Genomic DNA, 20789 nt, shown 5'->3' on the forward strand with positions numbered 1-20789 from the left:
GTCAACGCGCCGGAGACCATGCAGCAATCCTCGATAAAGCCCGTTTTCCAGAGCCCGGCGCACGCTCCCCGGACGGCCTCGCGGAGAGCGGCGCGCGCCCGCCGGACAGCGGGCAGCACGAAGCCGCCCGTGGCCCCGGCCTCGTCGGCGGGTGCACGGACGGCTCGCTTCAGGACGCTAGACCGTGGCGCGGGCGAACTGGCCGGGGGCACGGCCCGCTCCGGCCGGGCCGCGGTAGGCCTGGGCGATGTCCAGCCAGCGGTCGGCCTCCTCGCCCACGGCCGTGACCGCGAGGTCGTCCCGGTGCCTGCGCCGGGTCACCAGCAGGCAGAAGTCGACCGCGGGACCGCTGACCCGCTGCTCGGCGTCCTCGGGACCGTAGGCCCACACCTCCCCGGAGGGAGCCGTGATCTCGAAGCGGAACTCCGCCGACGGCGGGGTCAGGCCCCGGGACAGGTAGCCGAAGTCACGGGTGAGGACGGCGAACACCACCAGGTGGCGCAGGCGGTCGGTGCGCTCCAGCTCCACCCCGAGCGCGTCGGCGATGTCCTGCCCGTGGGCGAACTGCTCCATGATCCCGGCGCAGGCCAGCACGATGGGCGGCAGCGGGTTGACCAGCCACGGCACCACCTGGCCCGGCGGGACGGCGGCCAGCCCCCTGACCACGGTCTCGCGCTCGGCCCTCCAGCGGGCGAGCAGCACCTCGGGCGTGTCGTTCTCGTAGTCCTTGAGCGCGGCGTTCACCGCGCCGTCGAAGTCGTGCTGGGCCTCGGCCGTCACGGCCGCGAACCCCTCGGGGTCGATCGCCGCGGTGGCCGCCAGCCGGAAGACGAAGGCGAGGTGGGCGATCTGGTTGGCGATCGTCCACCCGGGCGCGGGCGTGGGCAGGTTCCACTGCTCCGCGTCGAGCCCGGCCACCAGGGCGTCGATCTGGTCACCGTCGGCGGTCAGGTCGTTGAGTACGACCTCCAGCTCGGTCATGTCTGTGTCCTCTCACTCGGAGATCGGGTTCTCATCGGGGCACGGATGGGGTTCTCATCGAGGCACGGAGGAAGTGGGTTCCCGGTCCTGCGGGGCGGCCGACAGCCAGGCGCCCACCCGGCGCGCCGCGGCCAGGCTCGCCCAGGCGGTGAGCTCGACCAGCGCCCGCTGGCCGGGCTCCGCCCGCGACGCCCGCTCACCGGACCCCGGCCGAAGCACCCGCTCCCGGGACTCCGCCCGCAGGAACTCGCCCACCACCTCCCCGTCGACCTGGTAGGAGGCCAGCGCCGTGAGCAGGGCCAGGCGGCCGGCCGGGCGCTGGGCCGGGGGCAGCGCGGAGGCCGCCTCGGCGGCCCAGCCTCGGCCGAGCCCGACCGGCCGGCCGTCCCAGTCCGCCAGCGTGGCGGCGACCAGTTCACGGACCGGGCCGGGCACCGAACGGCGGCCGCCCTCCTCGACGGCGGCGGCGGCCCGGGCGAAGGCGCCCTCCAGGTACGGCGTGCCGCGCGCCCACGACAGGTCGGCGGGAAGCGGCGCGACGGGCAGCAGGGTCCGCGACTCCCCCGTGGCCACGGGCCTGCGCGCCGCCGGCCGCATGAGCAGGCCGAGCAGCCGCATGGCCGGGCCCCGCGCGCCGGGCGGCACATTCGACGGCAGCGGCGAGTCGCCGAGGAAGACGTTGACCATCCGGTTGAGGTAGTGGAAGGTGACCGCGACCGCCGTGAGCTCCCGGACGTGCCCATCGTGCAGCGGCGGCCGTACGGCCGTGTCCCGCGTCCCGGCGGCCCGCGCCCAGGCGGCCGCCCGCGCCGAACCGGACCAGGCCGCGTCCCGGTCGTCCCCCGCAAGCCCGGCCCCGATCACGCCCCGGCCGTCTCCCGCCAGGCCGCGCAGTGTCTCCCGGTGGACGTCCACGCAGTAGGGACAGGCGTTGCCCGCCGAGACCTCGGTGGCCACCGCCTCCTTGACCGCCCGGGGCACCGCGCCGTCGGCCAGCAGTGACTCGCGCAGGAGCGTCCAGCAGGCGGCCAGGACCTCCGGCGCGGGCGAGTGCAGGATCACCGGCGGGGCGAGCATGCCGAAGTCCCGTTCGGCCTGGGCGTAGACGCTCGCGACGAGGCCGCGGGCCGCGCGCGGCCGTACCGGGGACAGGTGGCGGACCTGGGACAGCGAACCTCGCAGCGCCACCCGGCTGAGCATCCGGCCCATGGCCGGCTCCTCTCTCTCGGCGTCTCTCGGCGTCTCTCGGCCTGTCTCGGCCTCTCCCGCGACCACCCGCGCGGCGGCACTACCTGCTCAGCAGGGCCTCCGCCAGGCGGGCCGCTCCCCGGCGCCCGCCGGTCGAGCCGTCGGGCGCGGGCGCGCCGTACACGACCTCGACGCCGCGTTCGCGTGCGGCGCGGACGATGCCGGGGACGGCGCGCTCGGCGAGCGCGGAGATGGTCATCGCGGGGTTGACGGTCAGCGCCCCCGGTACGGCGGAGCCGTCGGTGACGAAGATCCCGGGGTGGCCGCGCAGCTCGTGCCGGTCGTCCAGGGCGGAGGTGTGCGGGTCGTCGCCGATGCGGCAGGAGGCCAGCGGGTGGACGGTGTAGGCGCCGACCAGGTCGTTGGTCCACGGCGTGACCGTGGCCAGGCCGTCGCGTTCGAGGATGTCCTTCACTTCGGCGTCGGCCATCGCCCAGGCGGCCTGGGTGTTGGCGGTCGGCTTGTAGCTGAGCCTGCCGATGCCGAGCATCTGCTGCGAGAGCCGGTCGGCGTTGCCGCGCGCTGGGGGCGGCCCGAAGACGCCCTCGTTGTCGTCCTCGATCATCTGGAAGATGATCAGCCAGGAGCGCCAGCGCCGGAGCATCTCCTTCTTGTCCAGGCCGAACCACATCGGATCGGACCCGGCCGTCATGGCCAGGATGGTGCCCAGGCCCGGCGGGAAGTACAGCTGCTCCAGCGAGTAGCGGGAGTACTCCGGCAGCGAGCCGTCCAGCCGGTCCCAGTTGGCCACGGTCGGGCCCTTGCCGATCTGGTTGGCCGCGTAGGCCAGGCCGTCGCCGCGATCCAGCCCCAGCACCTCGCGCACCCGGTCCTCGTTGAGCACGGCGGTGTTGAGCCGCTCGCCGTTGCCGGAGAAGTAACGGCCCACGGCGTACGGCATCGGCCCGAGCGTCGCCTCGCTGCGCTGCAGGATGACGGGCGTGGCCGCGGCTCCGGCCGCGAGCACGACGATCTTGGCGTCGATCGTCCCGCTCCCGGTCGTCACGCGGTAGTCCTCGCCGTCGACGAGCTGGTAGTGCACGCGGTAGCCGCCGTCGCCGGTCCGCTCGATGTTCTGCACCTCGTGCAGCGGCCTGATCTCGGCCCCGTGCGCGAGGGCCGCCGGGAGATAGTTGAACAGCAGCGACTGCTTGGCCTCGAACCGGCAGCCGGCCATCATCCAGTTGCAGTTGACGCACTTGGCGGTGTCGACGGCGGCGGGCACCGGGTTGGCGGTACGGCCGGCGTGCTTGCACGCCGCGGCCCACAGGCCCCCGGAGTACGACACGTCCTGCCAGCCCTGCTGGGTGATCGGGATCGACTCGGCGACCCGGTCGTACCAGGGGTCCAGGGTGTCGCGGCTGATGGCCGCCGGCCACATGCGCCGGGCGATGCTCCCGCGGCGCTCGAACACGAAGCGCGGTGCGCGCGGCATCGCGGCGAAGTAGACCACGCTGCCGCCGCCCACGCAGTTCCCGCCCAGCACGCTCATGCCGTCGCCCACGACGAAGTCGAAGATGCGCGTGTAGGACGAGCCGAGCTTGAAGTCGTGCTCGAACTCGCCGGTCTCCAGCCACGGCCCGCGTTCGAGCATCACGACCCGGGCGCCGCCCGCCGCCAGGTGGTAGGCGACGATCGCCCCGCCGAAGCCGCTGCCCACCACCAGGACGTCGGTGCTCTCTACGCTGTTCATGCGGGGCTCCCTGTGGGGGTCGTGTCCGGGTGCAGGTCGGCCAGGGGGCGGCCGTAGGAGTAGGCGGGGAACCTCCACAGGCCGTCGGCGTCCGGCATGGCGATGCCCATCGCCGTCAGCCCCGGGTGGCCCGCGGCGAGCGCCTCCGCGGTGTGGGTGTGCGCGGCCGAGTCGTAAGCCATGTTGCAGAACAGGGCGAGGCTGACCCACAGCGCCTTCTCCGGGTGGCCGGGCGCGGTCAGCCACCGCACCAGGGCGGTGCGGTCCTCGAAGGACAGCGCCACGAACGGCGGCACGCTCTCGTCGAGCGCCAGTCCCCGCTCGGCCGCGTGGGCCAGGGCGTGCCGGTTCAGCCCGCCGGCGTAGCCGTCCAGCCCGTCGGTGACCCCGGTGGCGTCCCACTCCAGCAGCTCGATGGCCCCGGCCGCGACGGCGCCGCCGTCCGGGGAGACGCCGGCCACGGCCCTGTCGTCAGGCGACCTCTTCGCCCCCGGGATGATCGTGTCCGCGAACGCCTCGAGCGTCGTCGTCCTGCTCTGCCGGTCGTCTGGGATGTCTGGGCGCATCGGCGTTTCCCACCTCGTTGAGCTCGGGTCCCTCACATGGTCCGGACAGCGGCCCGTCCGGTGCATCTTCTGCGTTGCGACCGTTGCGACCGTTGCGACCGCCGCCACCGCCGCCACCGCTGTCGGCGCCACCGCCACCGCCACCGCCGCCGAGCGCGGAGCGCAGGGCGTTCAGCGCGCGCACGGTCTGGCTGCGCACCGTCGAGGACCCGCTGCCCATGGCCCTGGCGGTCTCCTCGACGCTGCGGTCCTCCCAGTAGCGCAGGACGACCGCGGCCCGCTGCCGGGGTCCCAGGCCGGCCAGCGCCTCCATCAGGACCAGGCGCTCGCCCACCTGGACGTAGGGGTCCCAGGCCGGGACGGAGTCGGGCAGCGGCTCGGTGAGCACCTCGCGCGACCAGCGCAGCGACCTGCGGTCGCTGATGAGCAGCCGCCGCATGACCCGGTGGGCGTAGGCGCCCATCCCGTCGTGCCGGTCGAGCGCGTCCCACCGCCGGTGGATGGCCATGAGCGTGCGCTGGACGAGGTCGTCGGCCTCGTACCAGTCCTCGGAAAGCTGGAATGCGGCACGCCGTAGCGTCGGTCTAATCGTCCGGACGAAATACGCGAACTCCTCGTCGCGCATCTCCTCCATTGCTCACTCCCCACGCACACTGCCTGGATCATCCGTTTTTCATAAACGATGACCCAGAAGTGGATTTTCATGACATATGCCGGTTACCGGCCTCATCAGAATTGGCTTCCGGTCTCTACGGTCACAACCCCTAGCCCCGTCCGGCCTCCCCTTATTCGGGGTGACCTCCCCTTATTCGAGGTGCGCAGACCCCAGATCCGGCCGCCGGCGACGGTTCGGGACCCGGTACCGCGCATACGCTCGCGTGGTGAAGAGTTCCAGGAGCGCGAAAGGGAATCTGCTGGCCATCAGCGACCTCCATGTCGGCTTTCCGGAGAACCGGGCGGCGGTGGAGGGACTGCGTCCCGAGACGGACGAGGACTGGCTGCTGGTGGCCGGGGACGTGGGCGAGCGGATCGCCGACATCGAGTGGGCACTGGCCCTGCTCAGGGAACGCTTCGCCACGGTGGTCTGGACGCCCGGCAACCACGAGCTGTGGACCAGGCCCGACGACCCCGGGCGGCTGCGCGGAGAGGACCGCTATCACCGGCTGATCGGCCTGTGCCGCGGTCTCGGCGTGCTCACGCCCGAGGACCCCTACCCCGTGTGGACGGGGCCGGGCGGCCCGGCGACCGTGGCCCCGCTGTTCGTGCTGTACGACGGCAGCTTCCGGCCGCCGGGCACCACGCGGGCCGAGGCCCTGGCCATGGCCTACGACCAGGGGGTGGTGTTCAAGGACGAGTTCCTGCTGCATCCCCACCCCTACCCGAGCCACGACGCCTGGTGCCACGCCCGGGTGCGGGAGACCGAGCGGCGCCTGGACGCCTGCGACCCGCGGCTGCCGACGGTCCTGGTCAACCACTTTCCGCTGCTGCGCGCGCCCACGCTGGTCCTGCGTCACCAGCTGCTGGCCCTGTGGTGCGGCACCGAGCACACCGCGGACTGGCACCTGCGCTACCGCGCCGCCGCGGTGGTCTACGGCCACCTGCACATCCCGCGGACCACCTGGCACGACGGAGTGCGCTTCGAGGAGGTCTCGCTCGGCTATCCCCGCGAGCGGCGCCCCCACCACCGGCAGGGGCGGCTCCTGCGGCGGGTGCTCCCCGCCCCCGAGGCGGTGTGACCGCGCCGCGCGAGCCGGCCGGACGCCCCCGACACGGGACGTGACCACATAATCACCCAGAAATATTCCCAGACAAATTCGGAACCGCCGTGCAGCACCCGGCACGACTCGCCGCGTGTAGAAGGAGGAAGCCGAAAGGCACCGACAAATGCCAGAGGAATACGCCGGACCAGGGTGGGCGAGGAAGAACAGCAATCCGGAAGAATTCCCGTCGACATACGGATGAATTTATTCGGGATTGCTCGTTTGCCCTCCTCAATGACCCGGAGGACTGATGGACGAAGTAATCGAGCGAGCCGTCCTGCGAGTGATCGAGAGCATGCACGAGAACTTCGGCGAGCAGATCACCGTCGATGACATGGCCCGTACCGCGATGTTCAGCAAGTTCCACTTCTCCCGCGTCTTCCAACGGGTCACCGGGCTGTCCCCGGGGCGTTTCCTGTCGGCGGTACGGCTGCGCGAGGCCAAGCGGCTGCTCGCCTCCACCTCGCTGAGCATCACGAACATCAGCCACCAGGTGGGCTACTCCAGCGTCGGCACCTTCAGCTCCCGCTTCACCTACAGCGTGGGCCTGCCGCCGAGCAAGTACCGCCGGCACATGAGCGTCACGGCCCAGCTCCTGACCGCCGGAGGGCAGCACCCGCCGGGCACGGTGACCACCACCCTGCACGGCGAGATCGTCTCCCCGCTGCCGGACCGGCCGGTCTTCGCCGGGCTGTTCCCCGACCAGATCCTGGAGGGCCGCCCCGTCAGCTACACGCTGCTCGACCGGCCCGGCCCCTACGTGCTGGAGAACGTGCCCGAGGGCCGCTGGCACCTGATCGCCCAGTCCGTGGCCGCGGGCCGGGACAACGCCATCCACTACCCGCCCGGCGGCGACGAGGCGCTGTGCATCGCCCGCCACGGGCCGGTCACCGTCGAGGCGGGCGGCGCGCCGCAGCGCGCCGACGTCCGGCTCAAGCCGATGCGCCCGCTCGACCCGCCGGTGCTGCTGGCGCTGCGCGACCTGCTGGCCGCCCGGGTCCCCCCGGGCACCCCCGTCTGAACATCCCCGTCCGGCCGGACGGCCCGGAACGACGAGCCGCGAGCGGTGACCACGCCACCGCCCGCGGCTCTTCTCTTCCCTCGTCCTGCTCAGGCGAGGCTGACGGTCATCGGCAGCCCTCCCCTGACCCGCAGCGACAGCATCGCCTCGGGGACCGCGGGACGGCCGGGCAGCCCGGTCAGCCGCAGCTCGCGCACGACCATGGCCAGCACGAACGTCGCCTCCATCATCCCCAGGTGGTTGCCGACGCAGAAGCGCGGGCCCGCGCCGAACGGGATGTAGGCGTACCGGGGCCGGCCCGAGGGACGGCCGGGGTCGAACCGCTCCGGGTCGAACCGCTCCGGGTCGTTCCAGAAGGCCGGATGCCGGTGCAGCGTGTACGGGCTGATCATCACATCGGCGCCCGCCGGCACGTGGTAGCCACCCACCTCGTCGTCCCGCTGCGCCACCCGGGTCAGCGCCCACACCGGCGGGTACAGGCGCATGACCTCCTCCACCACCATCGCCGTGTACCTGAGCCGGTGGAGGTCCTCGTAGACCGGCAGCCGGTCGCCCAGCACGCTCACCGCCTCCTCGCGCAGCCGCTCGCGCACCTGCGGGTGCCGGTCGAGCAGGTGGAAGGCCCACGAGAGCGTGCTGGCCGTCGTCTCGTGCCCGGCCAGCAGTACGGTCACCAGCTCCTCGCGCAATCGCCGCCGGGCGGCGCGGGCGCCGCCGGGTAGCCGCCGCGCCGAATCGATCATGCGGGACAGCAGGTCGTCGCCGGGGCGCCCGGCCCGGTCGAGCACGAGGCGGTCGGCGACCCGGTACAGCTCCCGGCGCGCCCGGCGGAAGCGCAGGTGCAGCGGGAGCGGGAGCCACAGCGGCACCATGCTCAGGGACACCATCTCGAACATCGCCTGGTCCTGCACGCCCTCGAAGGAGTGCCCGATCGAGGTGAAGGCCCCGAGGTCGGCGTCGAGCAGGGTACGGCCGAGCACGCCGAGGGTGAGCCCGGTCATCTCCTCGGCCATGTCGACCGGCGCCCCGCCCGCGTGCGCGCGCAGCCGCTCCACCAGCCGGGCCGCCTCCGCGGCGACGGCGGCGTCCTGGTGGGCGAGGCGCTTGTTCTGGAACATCGGCTGGACCGCCCTGCGCTGGCGGCGCCACACCTCGCCCTCGCTGGTCAGCAGCCCGTCGCCGATGACGCGCCGCGCCTCGGCCAGGCCGATGCCCTTGTGGTAGCCGGAGCTGTTGTCGGCCAGCACGTGCTTGGCGTGGTCGGGGTGGTTGAACAGGTAGATGGTCTTGGGCCCGATGGAGATGCGGACCGCGTCGCCGTACCGCGCCGCGGCCGACGACAGCAGCCCGATCCGGTCGGTCACCAGTTGCCTGAACAGGCTCGGCGCCGCCGTACGGGGCGGGCCGGGCGGCACCGCGCGGGTGCCGCCCGGGAGCACCGGCGTGGCCGCCGTGACCCGTGTGCCCGTGATACTCATGCCGTGACCGCGCTCAGCTCCGAGGAGATCCCCTGGAACCGTCCCCGGTAGACCACCAGACCGCCGGCCTCCCGCTGGTAGACCGAGAGCACCCTGCCGATGAAGATCGTGTGGTCGCCCCCGTCGTAGGAGCGCCACACCTGGCATTCGAACCCGGTGACGGCGTCGGCGATGAGCGGCACCGCGGTGAGGTCGCCGGGCAGCCAGTCGACCTCCTCGAACTGCGCCGCGCCGAGCGGCCGGTAGCGGTTGGCGAAGTGCCGGGCCGTCTTCTCCTGGTGCGCCGCCAGCACCGAGACACCGAAGAAGTCCTTGGTGCCCAGGTGCTGGTGCATCACCGCGCCCTTGCCGATGCACACCAGCAGCAGCGGCGGGTCGAGCGAGACCGAGGTGAAGGAGTTGGCGGTCATGGCGTGCGGCACGGAGCCGCCCGTCGTCACCACGGTGACACCGGTGGCGAAGGTCCCGAACGCGTCGCGCAGGGTCCTGGCGTCCGTCGTCTCCAGGCTCCTGACGTCCGTCGTCTCCAGGGATGCGGTTGATGGATGGAGTTGCACGCTGTCCTCCTGATCCGCGCCTACGACGCGTACGGTTCGAGCGCCCTGACCAGCGGTTCGGGAACCCTGGCGGGTGAGGTGCGGGTGTTCGGCCCGCGCATGCAGGCCACCCGCTGCTTGCCGCGGGCGATGAGCGTCTCGCTCCCGTCCGCGTCCAGCCGGACGTAGTCGAAGCTGAACTCGAGCTGGGTCTGCGCGAGCTCGCCCAGGCGCATCCGGATGGACAGTTCGTCGAAGGCCGTGATCTCGGCGAAGAACTCGCACTCGACCTTGAGGGTGAAGAGCTTCAGGTCGTCCTGGAGGTCGGCGAGCACCTCGGGGGCCCGCTCCTTCAGGAACATCTCCCTGCAGCGTCCCTGCCACCGCAGATAGTTGACGTAGTAGACGTTGCCGACGATGTTCGTCTCTTCGAAGCCCACCGTGTGGAGATACTCGAAGTACTTGCTCATGGTCTATGACCGCCCTTCGGTGAGAACCGCCACGACGACGGGGTGCTCGACGCCCCGCACGGACGTGGCCAGCGTCGCGATCCGCAGGTCCTGCGCGCCGAAGACCGTCCACGCGCCGCCTGCGCCCGGGAGCGGGGCGAGCGGGGTGTCCGGCGGCAGGCCGGCCGCCTTCAGGCACTCGGCTGCGGCCAGGACCCGCGCGCCCGCGGTGTCGGGACTCTCGCCCGTCTGCGCGGCGACCCGCCCGGCCAGCGGCGCGTGCGCGCCCAGCAGGTCCCGGTGCTCCTGCTCCGGCCGGATGACGACCGGCGCGACGGCGCATCCCACGGGGCCCGGGGCCGCGACGCACAATGTCATCCCGGGCACGTGGGCGGCCGAGACCTCCGGCCCGCCCTCGATCCGCGGCACGCCGCCGGAACCGGAACCTGCCCCGGCCCCGCCGGAACCGGACCCGGCCCCGACGGGGCCGTACCCGACCTCGACCGCGCGGCCGAGCGCCCGGCCGAGGCCCGCGGCGGTGTGCGCCCGCTCGTCCTGCGGGTCGTCCGGCTGGTGCGGCTCGACGGCGACCGCGATCCGCTGCCCGGTCAGGTCCTCCAGCGTCCGCTCCAGGTAGGGGCCCAGCAGCGGCGCCGTCCAGGGGCCGCGGCCGTCCTTCTTGCGTACGGCCTGCAGGCGCAGGCCCTCCCAGCGTTCGACGACCTCGCCGTCCGGCGTGCGCACGGCGATGTCGTAGACGTAGGTGTCCCCGTCGCGCTCACGCTCGGCGGCGCAGTAGCGCAGCCCGCCGATCGCGGCGAGACCGGGACCGCCGGGATGGATCCGGTCGACCCCGGTGGGCAGCAGCGTGGCGTCCGGCACGCAGACCTGGTTGCCGTGCATCAGCGCGTCGCGCATGCCCGGATCGCCCAGGAGCAGGTCACCGGGGAGGAACGCGGCGAACCAGTCGCCGGTCTCCAGCGCCGCCACCTCGGCGTCGACGTGGCGCGCCGCCGCCCGGTGGTAGCGGCCCAGCCGCTGGAACCGCTTGCCCTGGAAGAGCACCTCGCCGTACATCTCGGTGGCCGGGTCTAGCGGGACCGGGGGCAGTCCCTCGGCCTGCTCGGGCGGCCCGGCGGGCGCCGTCTCGCCGGTCAGGCGCAGCCGGGCCCGGAAGTGGTCCACGTCGAAGCCGGTCTCCGCGCTGCGGATCGTCACCGCCAGCGTGTCGTCGTCGGTGACGGTGGCGGCGACGCGCAGCGTGGTGCTGCCGGCCGGCGGCACGATGATCGGGCGCAGGAACCGCGCCTCCTCGATGACCGGCACGGTGTCCCGCCCGGTGGTCGCCAGGGCGACCTGGGCCATGGCCTCCATGCCGAACACCGCGGGGAACAGCAGGTTGCCGTCCAGGAAGTGGTCGGGGAGATAGAGGTCGGTGCCGGCGTTGACCTCGACCTCCGAGACGAGCTCCACGCCGTGATAGCGCACCAGCGGCTTGCCGACGAAGCGCAGCAGCGGCAGCTCCGGCAGGTCGCGGGCGACGGTGCCGATGCCCTCGGTGCGCCCGCTGATCACCACGACGCCGGGCGTCCCGGGGTCGGCGACCAGGCGTCGCATGATCTCCACGCCCCGCTCCGCGGGGATCGGCGTGATGCCCTGCTCGACCAGCCGGTCCACGACCGACAGCCGCTCGCCCATGCCGACGTCGGACCAGACCGACCACTCCATGCAGATCGCGCGGCAGTCCGGATGCCGCCGGGCCGCCTCGGCCGTGAGGTCGGCCAGCCACTCGTTGGCCGTGGCGTAGTGGGCCTCGCCGTGCAGGCCCGCCCGGCCGATGATGCTGCCGAAGGTCACCAGCAGGCGCAGCCCGCCGGGTCGTACCGCCTCCAGCACGTGGCGCAGGCCGTCGACCTTGGGGGCGAAGGTGCGCCGGAAGGCGTCCATGTCCAGGCTCGCCAGGCCCGCGGGCTCGTTGCGCCCGGCGCCGTGCAGCACCGCGGTCACCGGCCCGAGCTCGCGCTCGACCTCGGCGACGGCGCGGCGCACCTGATCGGCGTCGGTGACGTCGGCCCGCGCGTAGTGCACCCTCAGCCCGGAGTCGGCCATGCGCCGCAGGTTCCCGGCGAGCTCCTGGTCACCGGCCGGATCGGAACGGCCCAGTACGGCCAGCCGCGCGCCGCTGTCGGCGGCCATCGCGATGGCGCACTCGGCGGTGATGCCCTTGCCGCCGCCGGTGACCAGCAGGACGTCCTCGGCGCCCAGCGGCTGCTCGGTGCGCGCGGGCCGTACCGGCATCGCGCGCATCACCGGGACCCGCCGTACGCCGCCGGCGTCGTAGTGGGCCTCGGCGAAGCCGGTGGTGGCCGCGACCTCGGCCGTCACCCAGGCGACCGCCTCGGGTAGCGGCGGTACGTGCACGACGGTGGTGCGCACGCGGGGGTCCTCCAGGTGGAGGGTCTTGGCCAGGCCCGCCGCGCCCCGGCCGTGCTGGACCAGGACGAACCGGGTGCCCGGCCCGCCCGCCATGGCCGCCTTGGCGCCGAGCAGCGCCTGCTCGAGGTGCTCCTGCGCACACTCGGGGGGTAGGCACACCAGAACACCGGAACCGACCTTCCCTGCTTCGAGGGCCTCGCGCAGCGGCTCGGCGATCGGGGACCCGGGCGCCGCGAAGACCTGCCAGCTCCCGCTCTCCTGCGCCGCCGTCCGGGCTGGCAGCGGCCTGACGTCGAGGTCGACGGTGAAGGCCCTGACCCAGTCGGCGGCCGGGGCCACGCCCGCGGCCGCCGGCTCCCGCGGCTCGGTGGCCAGCCGGTCCAGCGCCTCGCCCAGTTCCCGCAGGCTCGCGGTGGCGAGGTTGGTGGGCGCCTGTCCCGCGGGCACGCCCAGCCGCTGGGTCGCCTGGTCGATGATGTGCATCACCGTGACCGAGCTCAGGTGCAGCTCGTCCAGCGGCCGGCTGTCCTCGGTCACCATCTCCAGGGGCAGCTCCGCGCGCTCGGCCGCCAGGTGGCGCAGCAGGTCGATGGTCGACTCCACCTGTGCCTCCTGCGGCCGCGTCCCCTCGGGCTTCGCCGCGGAGACCGGCCCGGCGGCCGGCGCGGGGGAACCGGCCGCCGGGCCGCCGGGCGTGCGGGCCGCCTGCGCGACCTTCACGTCCGGGGCCTGCTCGGCGGGGCTGGCGAAGAAGGCGAACTCCTGGCCGACCTCCAGCGGCCGGACCAGCCGGCCGTGGAACAGTTCGTCGTGCGCGACGGGGACGCCGACGACGTAGGCGGCGCCGGCCACCCGCAGCAGCCCGGCCAGCGACTCGCCGTCGGTGTCCAGGGCGACCGCGGGGACCTGTGTCGCCTCGGCCGCCAGCCCGCTGAGCACCCGCCCGGGGCCGACCTCGACGAGCAGGTCCATGCCCTCGGCCGCCAGCTCCACCGCCTGGGTGAAGAGCACGGGGGCGGTGATCTGCCGGTGCAGCAGCTGCGGGATGTCGGTGCCGGGCGGCAGCGCCGTCCCGGTGACCGTGGAGACCACCCGCCCCGCGATCGGGCCGAACCGCTCCTCGGCCAGCGCCTCGGCCAGCGCCTCGGCGGCCGGGGCCACCAGCGGCGAGTGGAAGGCGTGGGAGACCGGCAGCCTGGTCCAGGTCAGCCCCGCCCGCGCCGCCGCGCGCCCGACCTCCTCCACGGCCTCGACGGGCCCGGCGACGACGGTCTGGGTGGGGCCGTTGTAGCCGGCGATCACCACCGGCAGGTCGCCGATCAGGCCGGTCACGGTCTCGGGCGCCGCGCGGACGCCGGCCATCGTGCCCGACTCGCTGTGCTCGGTCATGGCCCGGCCGCGCTTGGTCGCCACCCGCAGGAGGTCCTCCTCCTCCATGGCGCCGGCCCAGTGCAGCGCCGACAGCTCGCCCAGGCTGTGGCCGACCGCCACGTCGGCGTCGATGCCGAGCAGGGACAGCGCCCGCAGCCCGGCCATGGAGTCGGTGACGATGCGGGGCTGGGCGACCGCGGTGGCCACCATGTCGCCGCCGGTGGGCAGCGCCGCCCTGGCGTAGACCTCCTCGACGTCGGCGAAGCGCCGGCGCAGCGCGCCGCCGCCGGTGCCGCGCCCCGACCCCTGGCCGGGGAACAGGAAGCCGACCCTGGCCCGCCCGGCCGCGTGACCGGCGAAGGCCTTGCCGTCGGGGGTGAACAGGCTCTCCTCCCCCGACTCCAGGGCCGACAGCACCCGCCGCAGCTGCCGCTCGGCGTCCTCGGGGGAGGACACCACGACGGCGGCGCGGTAGGGCAGGTCGCGCAGCTCGCGCTGGAGCGTGGCGGCCAGGTCCGCGAGCTGGGAGTAGGAGATCGCGGGCACGAAGTCGGCCAGCCTGGCCAGCCGTTCGCGCAGCGCCCGCGGCGAGGCCCCGTCGACCAGCAGCAGCTCCGCGTCCTGCAGCGAGGCGGCCAGCGCCCGGGTGCGGGTGGACGGGGGCCGCCGCCGGGAGGCGGTGCTCTCCAGCACGACGTGGGTGTTGATGCCGCCGAAGCCCATGGCGGTGACGCCGGCGCGCAGCGGCGCGTCGGCCGGCCAGGGCTCGGCCTTGCGCAGCACGCGCAGGGCCGCCGGTTCCTCGGTCAGCACCTGGTGCGGCTCGACGCAGCCGATGGTCGGCGGCAGCACCTGCTCGTGCACGGCCATCGCCGCCTTGATCAGCCCGGCCACCCCGGCCGCCGCCTTGGTGTGCCCGATCATCCCCTTGATCGAGCCGACCGCCGCGGGCGCCGCCCCGGGGTCCGCCTCGGCCCGGGCGCCGGACAGCGCCTTGAGCTCGGTGGCGTCGCCCAGGGCCGTGCCGGTGCCGTGGCCCTCGAACAGGGCGACGGTGCCGATGCCGAAGCCCGCCTTGTCGTAGGCCCGCTTCAGCGCGAGCTGGTAGCCGCTGACCTCGGGGCGGGTGATGCCGCCCTTGCCGTCGGAGGAGATGCCCCATCCGGCCACGGTGGCGTAGATCCGGTGCCCGGCCGCCACCGCGTCCTCCTCCCGCATCAGCACGACCATGCCGCAGCCCTCGCCCGGCCAGAAGCCGTTGGAGTGCCGGTCGTAGAGCCGGAAGTCGCTCTTGGCCAGCGCCCCGGTCTTGGCGAAACCGACGATCTCGAAGGGGTCGATGGACAGGTCCACCCCGCCGGCGACGGCGACGTCGAGGTCGCCGTCGCTCAGCGCCTTGCCCGCCGTCACCACCGACAGCAGCGACGAGGAGCAGGCGCCGTCGACGGTGTAGCCGCCCCCGTTGAGGTCGAAGTGGTTGCAGATCCGTCCGGCGATGGTGTTGGACAGGCCGCCGGCGAGGGTGTCCTCGTCGATGGCCGGGAACGGGCTCTTGTAGGCGGCCTCGTAGTCGGACAGGAAGCTCGCCAGCCTGTCGTCGTCCCAGCCCTGTTCCCTGAGCGCGGCGGCGAGCGTGCGCCGGACGTACGGCCAGCGCAGCCGGAGCACGTTCGCCCTGGTGAACTCACCGGTGAGGGTGTTGCCCACGACCACGCCGGTGCGGTCCCTCGGCAGGCCCTCGGCCCCCGGGAAGCCCGCGTCCTCCAGCGCCCGGCCCGCCATGTCGAGCGCGAGCCAGTGGGTCAGGTCGGTCGAGCGGTAGGTGCTCCCGGCGATCCGGTAGGCGATCCGGTCGAACTCGTAGCCCTCGATGACCGCGGCGGTGCGCGCGTAGAAGCGGTCGGGGGTGGCCGGGTCGGGGTCCCAGTAGTCCTCCAGCCTCATGCGGACGTCTGGCAGGCGGCGGAAGGCGCGGCGGCCGGCGACCGCGTTCTCCCACAGCTCCCGGGGCGAGGCCGCGTCCGGGTAGCGGCAGGCCATGCCGACGATGGCGATCCTGGTCATACCTTCGCGACCGCTTTCTCCACGGGGGCCAGCGCCTCGGTGGCCGCGGCGGTGACCCGCGCCGCCTCCTGCTCGCGGGCCTTGGCCACGATGTGCAGGGACCACAGGAACCCGCCGCGGATCAGGCAGACGATCGCGGTGGCGAAGAAGATCCCGTAGGGGATGTTCATGCCGAGCAGGACGCCGTACACCAGCGCCACCCCGCCGCCGAAGGCGACCTGCGACAGCGGCTTGGACGGGGTCGTCCCCGGGTCGGTGATCATGTAGTTGGTGAAGAGGATGAACGCGATGCCGGTCATCATCGACAGGCCGCCGAGGATGGAGATGTCGTCGATGATCAGGCCGCGGACCACCGCCTGCAGGGCGAAGCCGCCCACCCAGGCGCCGATCAGCCACATCCGGTTGGTGAGCTTGGCGTTGAGCATGGTGCCGAAGAAGATGATCACCGCGGGGATGAGCCAGTCGATCGGGTTGGTGACGTTCTCACTGAAGTGGTACGGCGGGGCGATGCTGGCCCAGGGGAACAGCACCAGGATGACCGCGATGCCGAAGTTGGACGGGTTCATGAAGTGGCGCAGCCGGCCGCGGACCGGTGCCCGCAGCACCCACTTGGTGCCGACCGCGACGATGACGCCGAACATCATCACCAGGATCTGGTCGTTGACGTAGATCAGCATGTTCATCGCGATGCTGGTGATGTGCGCCGGGTAGAGGAACTCCACCAGCCCCCGGAAGCCGTTGCCGCGATAGCGGGCCGTACGACCCTCCGAGCGCGCCCCGACGGTCTCCAGCAGGATCTCCGTGGTGTAGCCGGTGGCCAGGGCGACGAACGGCCAGGCCCACCCCTGCTCGAATCCCAGAACCGTGTAGCCGAGGATGTTGAAGATCGTGATCGAGATGGCGAACCGGCGCAGGGCCGTGATGACCTTCTGGTCGTGGCGCGGCGGACTGATCGTTTTCTCTGCCATGTCGTCACTTCTCCTTCGCTTGTGAGCCGAGCTGCAGCCGGTGCCAGCCCGGGGTGAGCTGAAGATCCTGCTCGCGGGGCTGTCCGGTCAGGTCCCGCCAGGTCAGGTGGACCCGCAGCGGCCCGGTGACGTTCTCGCCGAGGCCGATGTGGATCTCCTTGGAGCGCTTGCCCGAGTGGCCGCTGCCGCCGTCGACGCGCCCGACGAAGGTGCGCCCGTCGGCGGTGGTCACCGTCGCCTGCGCGCCGATGACCGGGATCCCGGCCGCCGGGAGCCCCTCGGTGGAGGTGGAAGAGGTCGCCGGGCCCGCGGACTCGTGGGTCAGCCGCAGTCCCAGGAAGGCGCCCTTGGACGGGCTGGTGTTGCGGTAGAAGACCGGGACGTCGAACTGCCGGGCGACGGCGAAGTCGAGCAGCCCGTCGCCGTCGGCGTCGCCGGTGGCGATGCCCCGCGTGGGCACCGGCACGGCCAGGCCGAGCTCCTCGGAGACGTTGGCGTAGCGCCCGTCGGCGGTCTTGGCGAAGAAGGCGAGGGTCTGGCCGCCGGCGATGTCGCTGCCGGCGTTGACGACCGGCCACGACAGCGGGCTGTGCACGACGCCGTCGTTGGCGGTGGCCAGCTCCTGCAGCTGCGCCCACCGGTTGACGCTGCCCTTGACGAACCCGGTGGCCTGGGCGATCGCCGGGTCGCCGCTGTTGTCGAAGTCGGCGATCTTGACGTCCCAGCCCCAGCCCGACCAGGCGGTGCCCAGCTGGGCGCTGCGGTCCTCCCAGGGCGCCCTGCCCTGGCTGAGCTGCGTGCGCAGGTCGGTCTTGTCCTTGGCGGTGGAGACGAAGTGGAAGTTGCTCTCCTGGATGCCGTAGGGCGTGGTGATGTTGCTGACGAAGAAGTCGTAGATGCCGTCGCCGTTGAAGTCGCCCGCGTCGGAGCCCATGCCCTTGAACGAGTCGTGCATGATCGCCTTGGACTTCGGGGTGAGCGGGGTACGGCCGCCCTCCACCTGGGCGAACTTCAGCTTGCCCGGGGTGGAGCGGTTGTGCAGCAGGCGGTCGGGGCCGAAGTCGTTGTTCAGGAACAGCTCGGGCAGCCGGTCGCCGTCCAGGTCGACGGAGGTGGCGCCCAGCTCCCAGCCGGTGGAGACCTCCTCCTCCAGCACGTCGTCGACCCGCTGGAAGCTCGCCGTGGGCTGCGCGCCCCCGGTCCCGCCGGTCCAGCGGAAGAAGTAGTTGCGCCCGCCGTTGAAGCCCCGGGACATGGAGTCGTTCATCTCCACGCCGCCGCTGACGGTGTCGTCCAGGACGCGCGAGTCGTCGGGGAAGTAGTTGCCGATGAAGATGTCGGAGTGCCCGTCGCCGTCGAAGTCGGCGACGGTGGCCACGTTGGTGTTCCAGATCGGGCCGGTGTAGGAGGGGCCCGCGGAGGCCGGCACCAGCTCGGTGGCCTGGAAGGCGTCGGCCGACAGCGCGCTCACCCCGGCCTTCTGCAGGTGGAGGATGGGCGAGCGGCCCCACAGATAGACCAGCAGGTCGGTCCGGCCGTCCTCGTTGAAGTCACCCGGCACGCAGCCCATGGGGGCCATGGCCCTGCCCATGGGCAGGTTCCCCGAGGTGAGCGCGAAGGGCTGGTAGCGGCCGGCGCGCTCGCCGGGGGTGGGGGTCACCACGGTCTGGTCGGTCCGGGTGTCGACGGTGCACAGGTCGTTGGCCAGGCCGTCGCCGTCCAGGTCGTCCATCGCGATCGCGGCGCCGACCGAGGAGATCCAGGCGTCGATCTTCTTGTAGTCCTTGTTGACCTTGCGGATCGTCTGCAGGGGGAACCCGCCGGGCAGCGCGACGCTGTGCGAGGTGAAGGCGTAGCGCCCGGCCACGTCCTCCTTCTCGGCGGCCGATGCGAAATAGGGGCGGCCCACCAGGAACGCGGTCACCATCAGCGCCAGGGCGAGGATTCCCGCCAGTTGCCGGCGCAACCAGCCAGCTGTCGTGGTCACGGCCTAACACCTCCAAGAGATACGAACTGATCTGCGATGCGCTGCCGCCACATCTCGTAGGCGGGCATCCCACCGCGCACCGGCCCCGAGGGCCTGGTGTCGAGGCAGATCCGCGCCGCCTGCTCGGGACCGGTCCCGCACAGGATCCGGGTGGCCACCTCGTTGTGCGGCACCAGCAGGCCGGCGCGGATACGGGCCTCGGCCGCGAACGCGCTGCCCTGCGCGAGCTGGGGGCGGTACGGCCCGGCGCGCTCGCGCAGTTCCACCAGCTCGTCCTCGGCGCCGCCGCCCGCGTAGGTGGCGGCCAGCCCGATGCCGCTGAACAGGTCGGCGTGGCGCGAGCGGGGGAACCTGCCGACCATCGAGGTCACCCGCTCGACGTCGGTGCCGCCGACGAACCACAGGGCCCGCCCGATGCCCTGGTCGATCGCCCGGTTGGCGTAGTGCCGGTCCTCACCCGCGGGCCACGGGAAGTCCGGGTCGCGGTACTGCCGGTTCACGTACCGCTCGGTGTGGAAATAGGCCTGGTGGAATCCGTAGCCGTCGTGCGCCAGCCACAGCAGCAGCGGGTCGAGCGCGGCGCTCCTGGGCCAGCGGAAACGCGGCAGCCGGGCCATCGCCCAGCCGATCCCTACGTAGACCATGTAGATGTGGGCGTCGCCGCGCCCGGCGAGGAAGTCCCCGACCTTGCGGCCGCCGCCGAACGGCAGCCCGTCGAGCACCGCGAAGCCCATCCCGGCGCCCTCGTAGGCGAACCCGCGGAAGCGCGCGGGCACCCGCTCAAGGAGCTCCTCCGCCTCCGCCGGCGTCCTCGCCTCCGCCGCGAAGGCGTATCCGCGCAGGAACGTCGCGCCGATCTCCTCCAGCAGCGCCCGGGACTCCTCGTTCTTCACATGGAAACCGCGGTTCTCAAGTTTCGTTTCAGAGACGTCAGGTGTGAGAATCCGTCTTCTCAATGCACGCAGAGAATTAGTCAATTGCCTCTCCACCCATCCGGGAACCCCTGGTGCAGGGGGAAATCCAGTACGAATGTATCCATATGGAACTGCGTTCGGTCCACTCCGTGAATGCTCACCGGAGAATTCCTCAATTCATTTCGAAGCGTTTCCGGCAATGCTCGGCGGCCGTCGCGCCTTAAACGCGGCGGCGATTTCGGGAAATGGTTATCTCAGAAGCCGGTCAGGGGTCGCGGCAAAGCGCTCGCGCACGCGCCGGCGCCACAGCTCGTACGGCGGGACCCGGCCCGGGGTGCGCGGGTCGACGGCGGTGTCGTCGGCCAGGGCCACGGCGTCGGCGACCGACAGCCCGGCGAGCACGGCCCCGGCCGCCTCGGTGTGCGGCGGCACGAACCCGGCGTGGTCGCGCGCCTTGACCGCGAACACCGCGCCCTGGGCCACCTCGGCCCCGTGCTCGCCTGCCTGCCCGCGCAGCGCGGCCAGGGCCTCGGCGTCGCAGCCGCCGGCGAACGCCGCGGCCAGGCCCACGCCGCTCCACAGGTCCGCCTGGCGGTGGGCGGCGAAGCGGCGCACCGCCGTCGCGACGTCCTGCACCTGCGCGCCGTGGATGAACCACAGGGCGCGGCCCACGCCCTGGTCCACCGCGCGCGGGAAGTAGTCGGGGGCCCCGTCCCACGGGTAGGGCCGGGGCACCTTCTGCCCGTCGACCCAGGCGCGGGTGTCGAAGTAGGCGCGGTCGAAGCCGTAGCCGTCGACCGCCAGCCAGCTCATCGTGGGGTGGTAGGGCACCCCGTCCATCTCGGGGACGACCTTCTTCCACAGCACCCGGGGCAGGCGCGCCATGGCGAAGCCGATGCCGATGTAGGTCAGGAAGATGTGCGGCCGGCCCGGTCCCGCCATCAGGTCGCGGGTACGGTGCCCGCGCCCGCCTCCCATGGCGTCCAGGACGGTGAAGGCCATGGTCGCGCCCTCGTAGGCGAAGCCGCGCAACTCGACGTCGACCATGCCGAGCCTGCGCTCGACCTCCCACAGGCCCCGCCCGTCGATGCCCCACTCGAAGCCGCACACGACCGCCTGCGGGATCGCCTCCAGCCGCCGCACCGCCGCCGAGGGGGCCGCCGGGAAACCACGCGCCCCGAACGTCACGTCCTTCAGGGACGGCGCCAGCACGAGCCTGCGGATCGCTCCGGGAAGCGTTGACATTGTGCCCTCCTCATCATCCGGCAGCCATGCGCGCGGGCGCCCGTCCCGCCGGGCGCGGAGGGACCGGCCGGG

15 protein-coding genes are annotated in these 20789 nt (G+C 72.8%); 2 read left to right on the forward strand and 13 right to left on the reverse strand.

Going from position 1 to position 20789, the window contains the following annotated elements:
- Positions 1-177 precede the first annotated feature (177 nt).
- The 5 genes from Psi01_RS27510 to Psi01_RS27530 form a co-directional block, all read right to left on the reverse strand.
- Entirely contained in the window at positions 178-981 is an 804-nt protein-coding gene (locus tag Psi01_RS27510; RefSeq protein ID WP_204067015.1) for a TIGR03084 family metal-binding protein, read from the reverse strand.
- Between the two features lie 54 nt (positions 982-1035).
- A complete protein-coding gene (locus tag Psi01_RS27515; RefSeq protein WP_204067016.1) occupies positions 1036-2190 on the reverse strand; it encodes a carboxymuconolactone decarboxylase family protein in 1155 nt (384 codons plus the stop codon).
- Positions 2191-2269: 79 nt separating this feature from the next.
- Positions 2270-3922 carry an FAD-dependent oxidoreductase gene (locus Psi01_RS27520; protein WP_204067017.1) on the reverse strand — a complete coding sequence of 551 codons (1653 nt, stop codon included), beginning with the start codon at positions 3920-3922 and terminating at the stop codon, positions 2270-2272.
- Positions 3919-4488 carry a DUF5987 family protein gene (locus Psi01_RS27525; protein ID WP_204067018.1) on the reverse strand — a complete coding sequence of 190 codons (570 nt, stop codon included), beginning with the start codon at positions 4486-4488 and terminating at the stop codon, positions 3919-3921. The genes Psi01_RS27520 and Psi01_RS27525 overlap by 4 nt, the downstream gene beginning before the upstream one ends.
- Positions 4394-5122, reverse strand: a complete 729-nt coding sequence (locus tag Psi01_RS27530; protein ID WP_204067019.1) for a SigE family RNA polymerase sigma factor — start codon at positions 5120-5122, stop codon at positions 4394-4396. Before Psi01_RS27530 ends, Psi01_RS27525 begins: the two co-directional genes overlap by 95 nt.
- A gap of 247 nt (positions 5123-5369) precedes the next feature.
- Between Psi01_RS27530 and Psi01_RS27535 the strand changes: the two genes are divergently transcribed.
- Both Psi01_RS27535 and Psi01_RS27540 read left to right on the forward strand, forming a co-directional pair.
- On the forward strand, positions 5370-6224 hold the full coding sequence (locus Psi01_RS27535; RefSeq protein ID WP_239128060.1) for a metallophosphoesterase family protein: 855 nt from the start codon (positions 5370-5372) through the stop codon (positions 6222-6224).
- 274 nt (positions 6225-6498) lie between these two features.
- A complete protein-coding gene (locus Psi01_RS27540) occupies positions 6499-7269 on the forward strand; it encodes a helix-turn-helix domain-containing protein (protein ID WP_204067021.1) in 771 nt (256 codons plus the stop codon).
- A gap of 89 nt (positions 7270-7358) precedes the next feature.
- Here Psi01_RS27540 and Psi01_RS27545 read toward each other — a convergent pair whose 3' ends face one another.
- The 8 genes from Psi01_RS27545 to Psi01_RS27580 all read right to left on the reverse strand — a co-directional run bounded on the left by Psi01_RS27545 (position 7359) and on the right by Psi01_RS27580 (position 20717).
- Entirely contained in the window at positions 7359-8747 is a 1389-nt protein-coding gene (locus Psi01_RS27545; protein ID WP_204067022.1) for a cytochrome P450, read from the reverse strand.
- Complete coding sequence (locus Psi01_RS27550; RefSeq protein ID WP_239128061.1) at positions 8744-9304, reverse strand: flavin reductase family protein; 561 nt, start codon at positions 9302-9304, stop codon at positions 8744-8746. The genes Psi01_RS27545 and Psi01_RS27550 overlap by 4 nt, the downstream gene beginning before the upstream one ends.
- 20 nt (positions 9305-9324) lie before the next feature.
- Entirely contained in the window at positions 9325-9753 is a 429-nt protein-coding gene (locus Psi01_RS27555; protein WP_204067023.1) for an acyl-CoA thioesterase, read from the reverse strand.
- A 3-nt stretch (positions 9754-9756) separates the two neighbouring features.
- On the reverse strand, positions 9757-15603 hold the full coding sequence (locus tag Psi01_RS27560) for a type I polyketide synthase (RefSeq protein WP_204067024.1): 5847 nt from the start codon (positions 15601-15603) through the stop codon (positions 9757-9759).
- Positions 15600-16571, reverse strand: a complete 972-nt coding sequence (locus Psi01_RS27565; RefSeq protein ID WP_204067025.1) for an enediyne biosynthesis protein — start codon at positions 16569-16571, stop codon at positions 15600-15602. Before Psi01_RS27565 ends, Psi01_RS27560 begins: the two co-directional genes overlap by 4 nt.
- A gap of 4 nt (positions 16572-16575) precedes the next feature.
- Entirely contained in the window at positions 16576-18558 is a 1983-nt protein-coding gene (locus tag Psi01_RS27570) for a CRTAC1 family protein (RefSeq protein WP_204067026.1), read from the reverse strand.
- Positions 18555-19547 (reverse strand): DUF1702 family protein, encoded by a 993-nt coding sequence (locus Psi01_RS27575; RefSeq protein ID WP_239128062.1) that lies wholly within the window; start codon positions 19545-19547, stop codon positions 18555-18557. Before Psi01_RS27575 ends, Psi01_RS27570 begins: the two co-directional genes overlap by 4 nt.
- A gap of 174 nt (positions 19548-19721) precedes the next feature.
- Positions 19722-20717 carry a DUF1702 family protein gene (locus tag Psi01_RS27580; protein WP_204067027.1) on the reverse strand — a complete coding sequence of 332 codons (996 nt, stop codon included), beginning with the start codon at positions 20715-20717 and terminating at the stop codon, positions 19722-19724.
- Positions 20718-20789 lie beyond the last annotated feature (72 nt).

Source organism: Paraplanobispora siamensis (genome assembly GCF_016863175.1).
Taxonomy (GTDB): Bacteria; Actinomycetota; Actinomycetes; order Streptosporangiales; family Streptosporangiaceae; genus Planobispora; species Planobispora siamensis.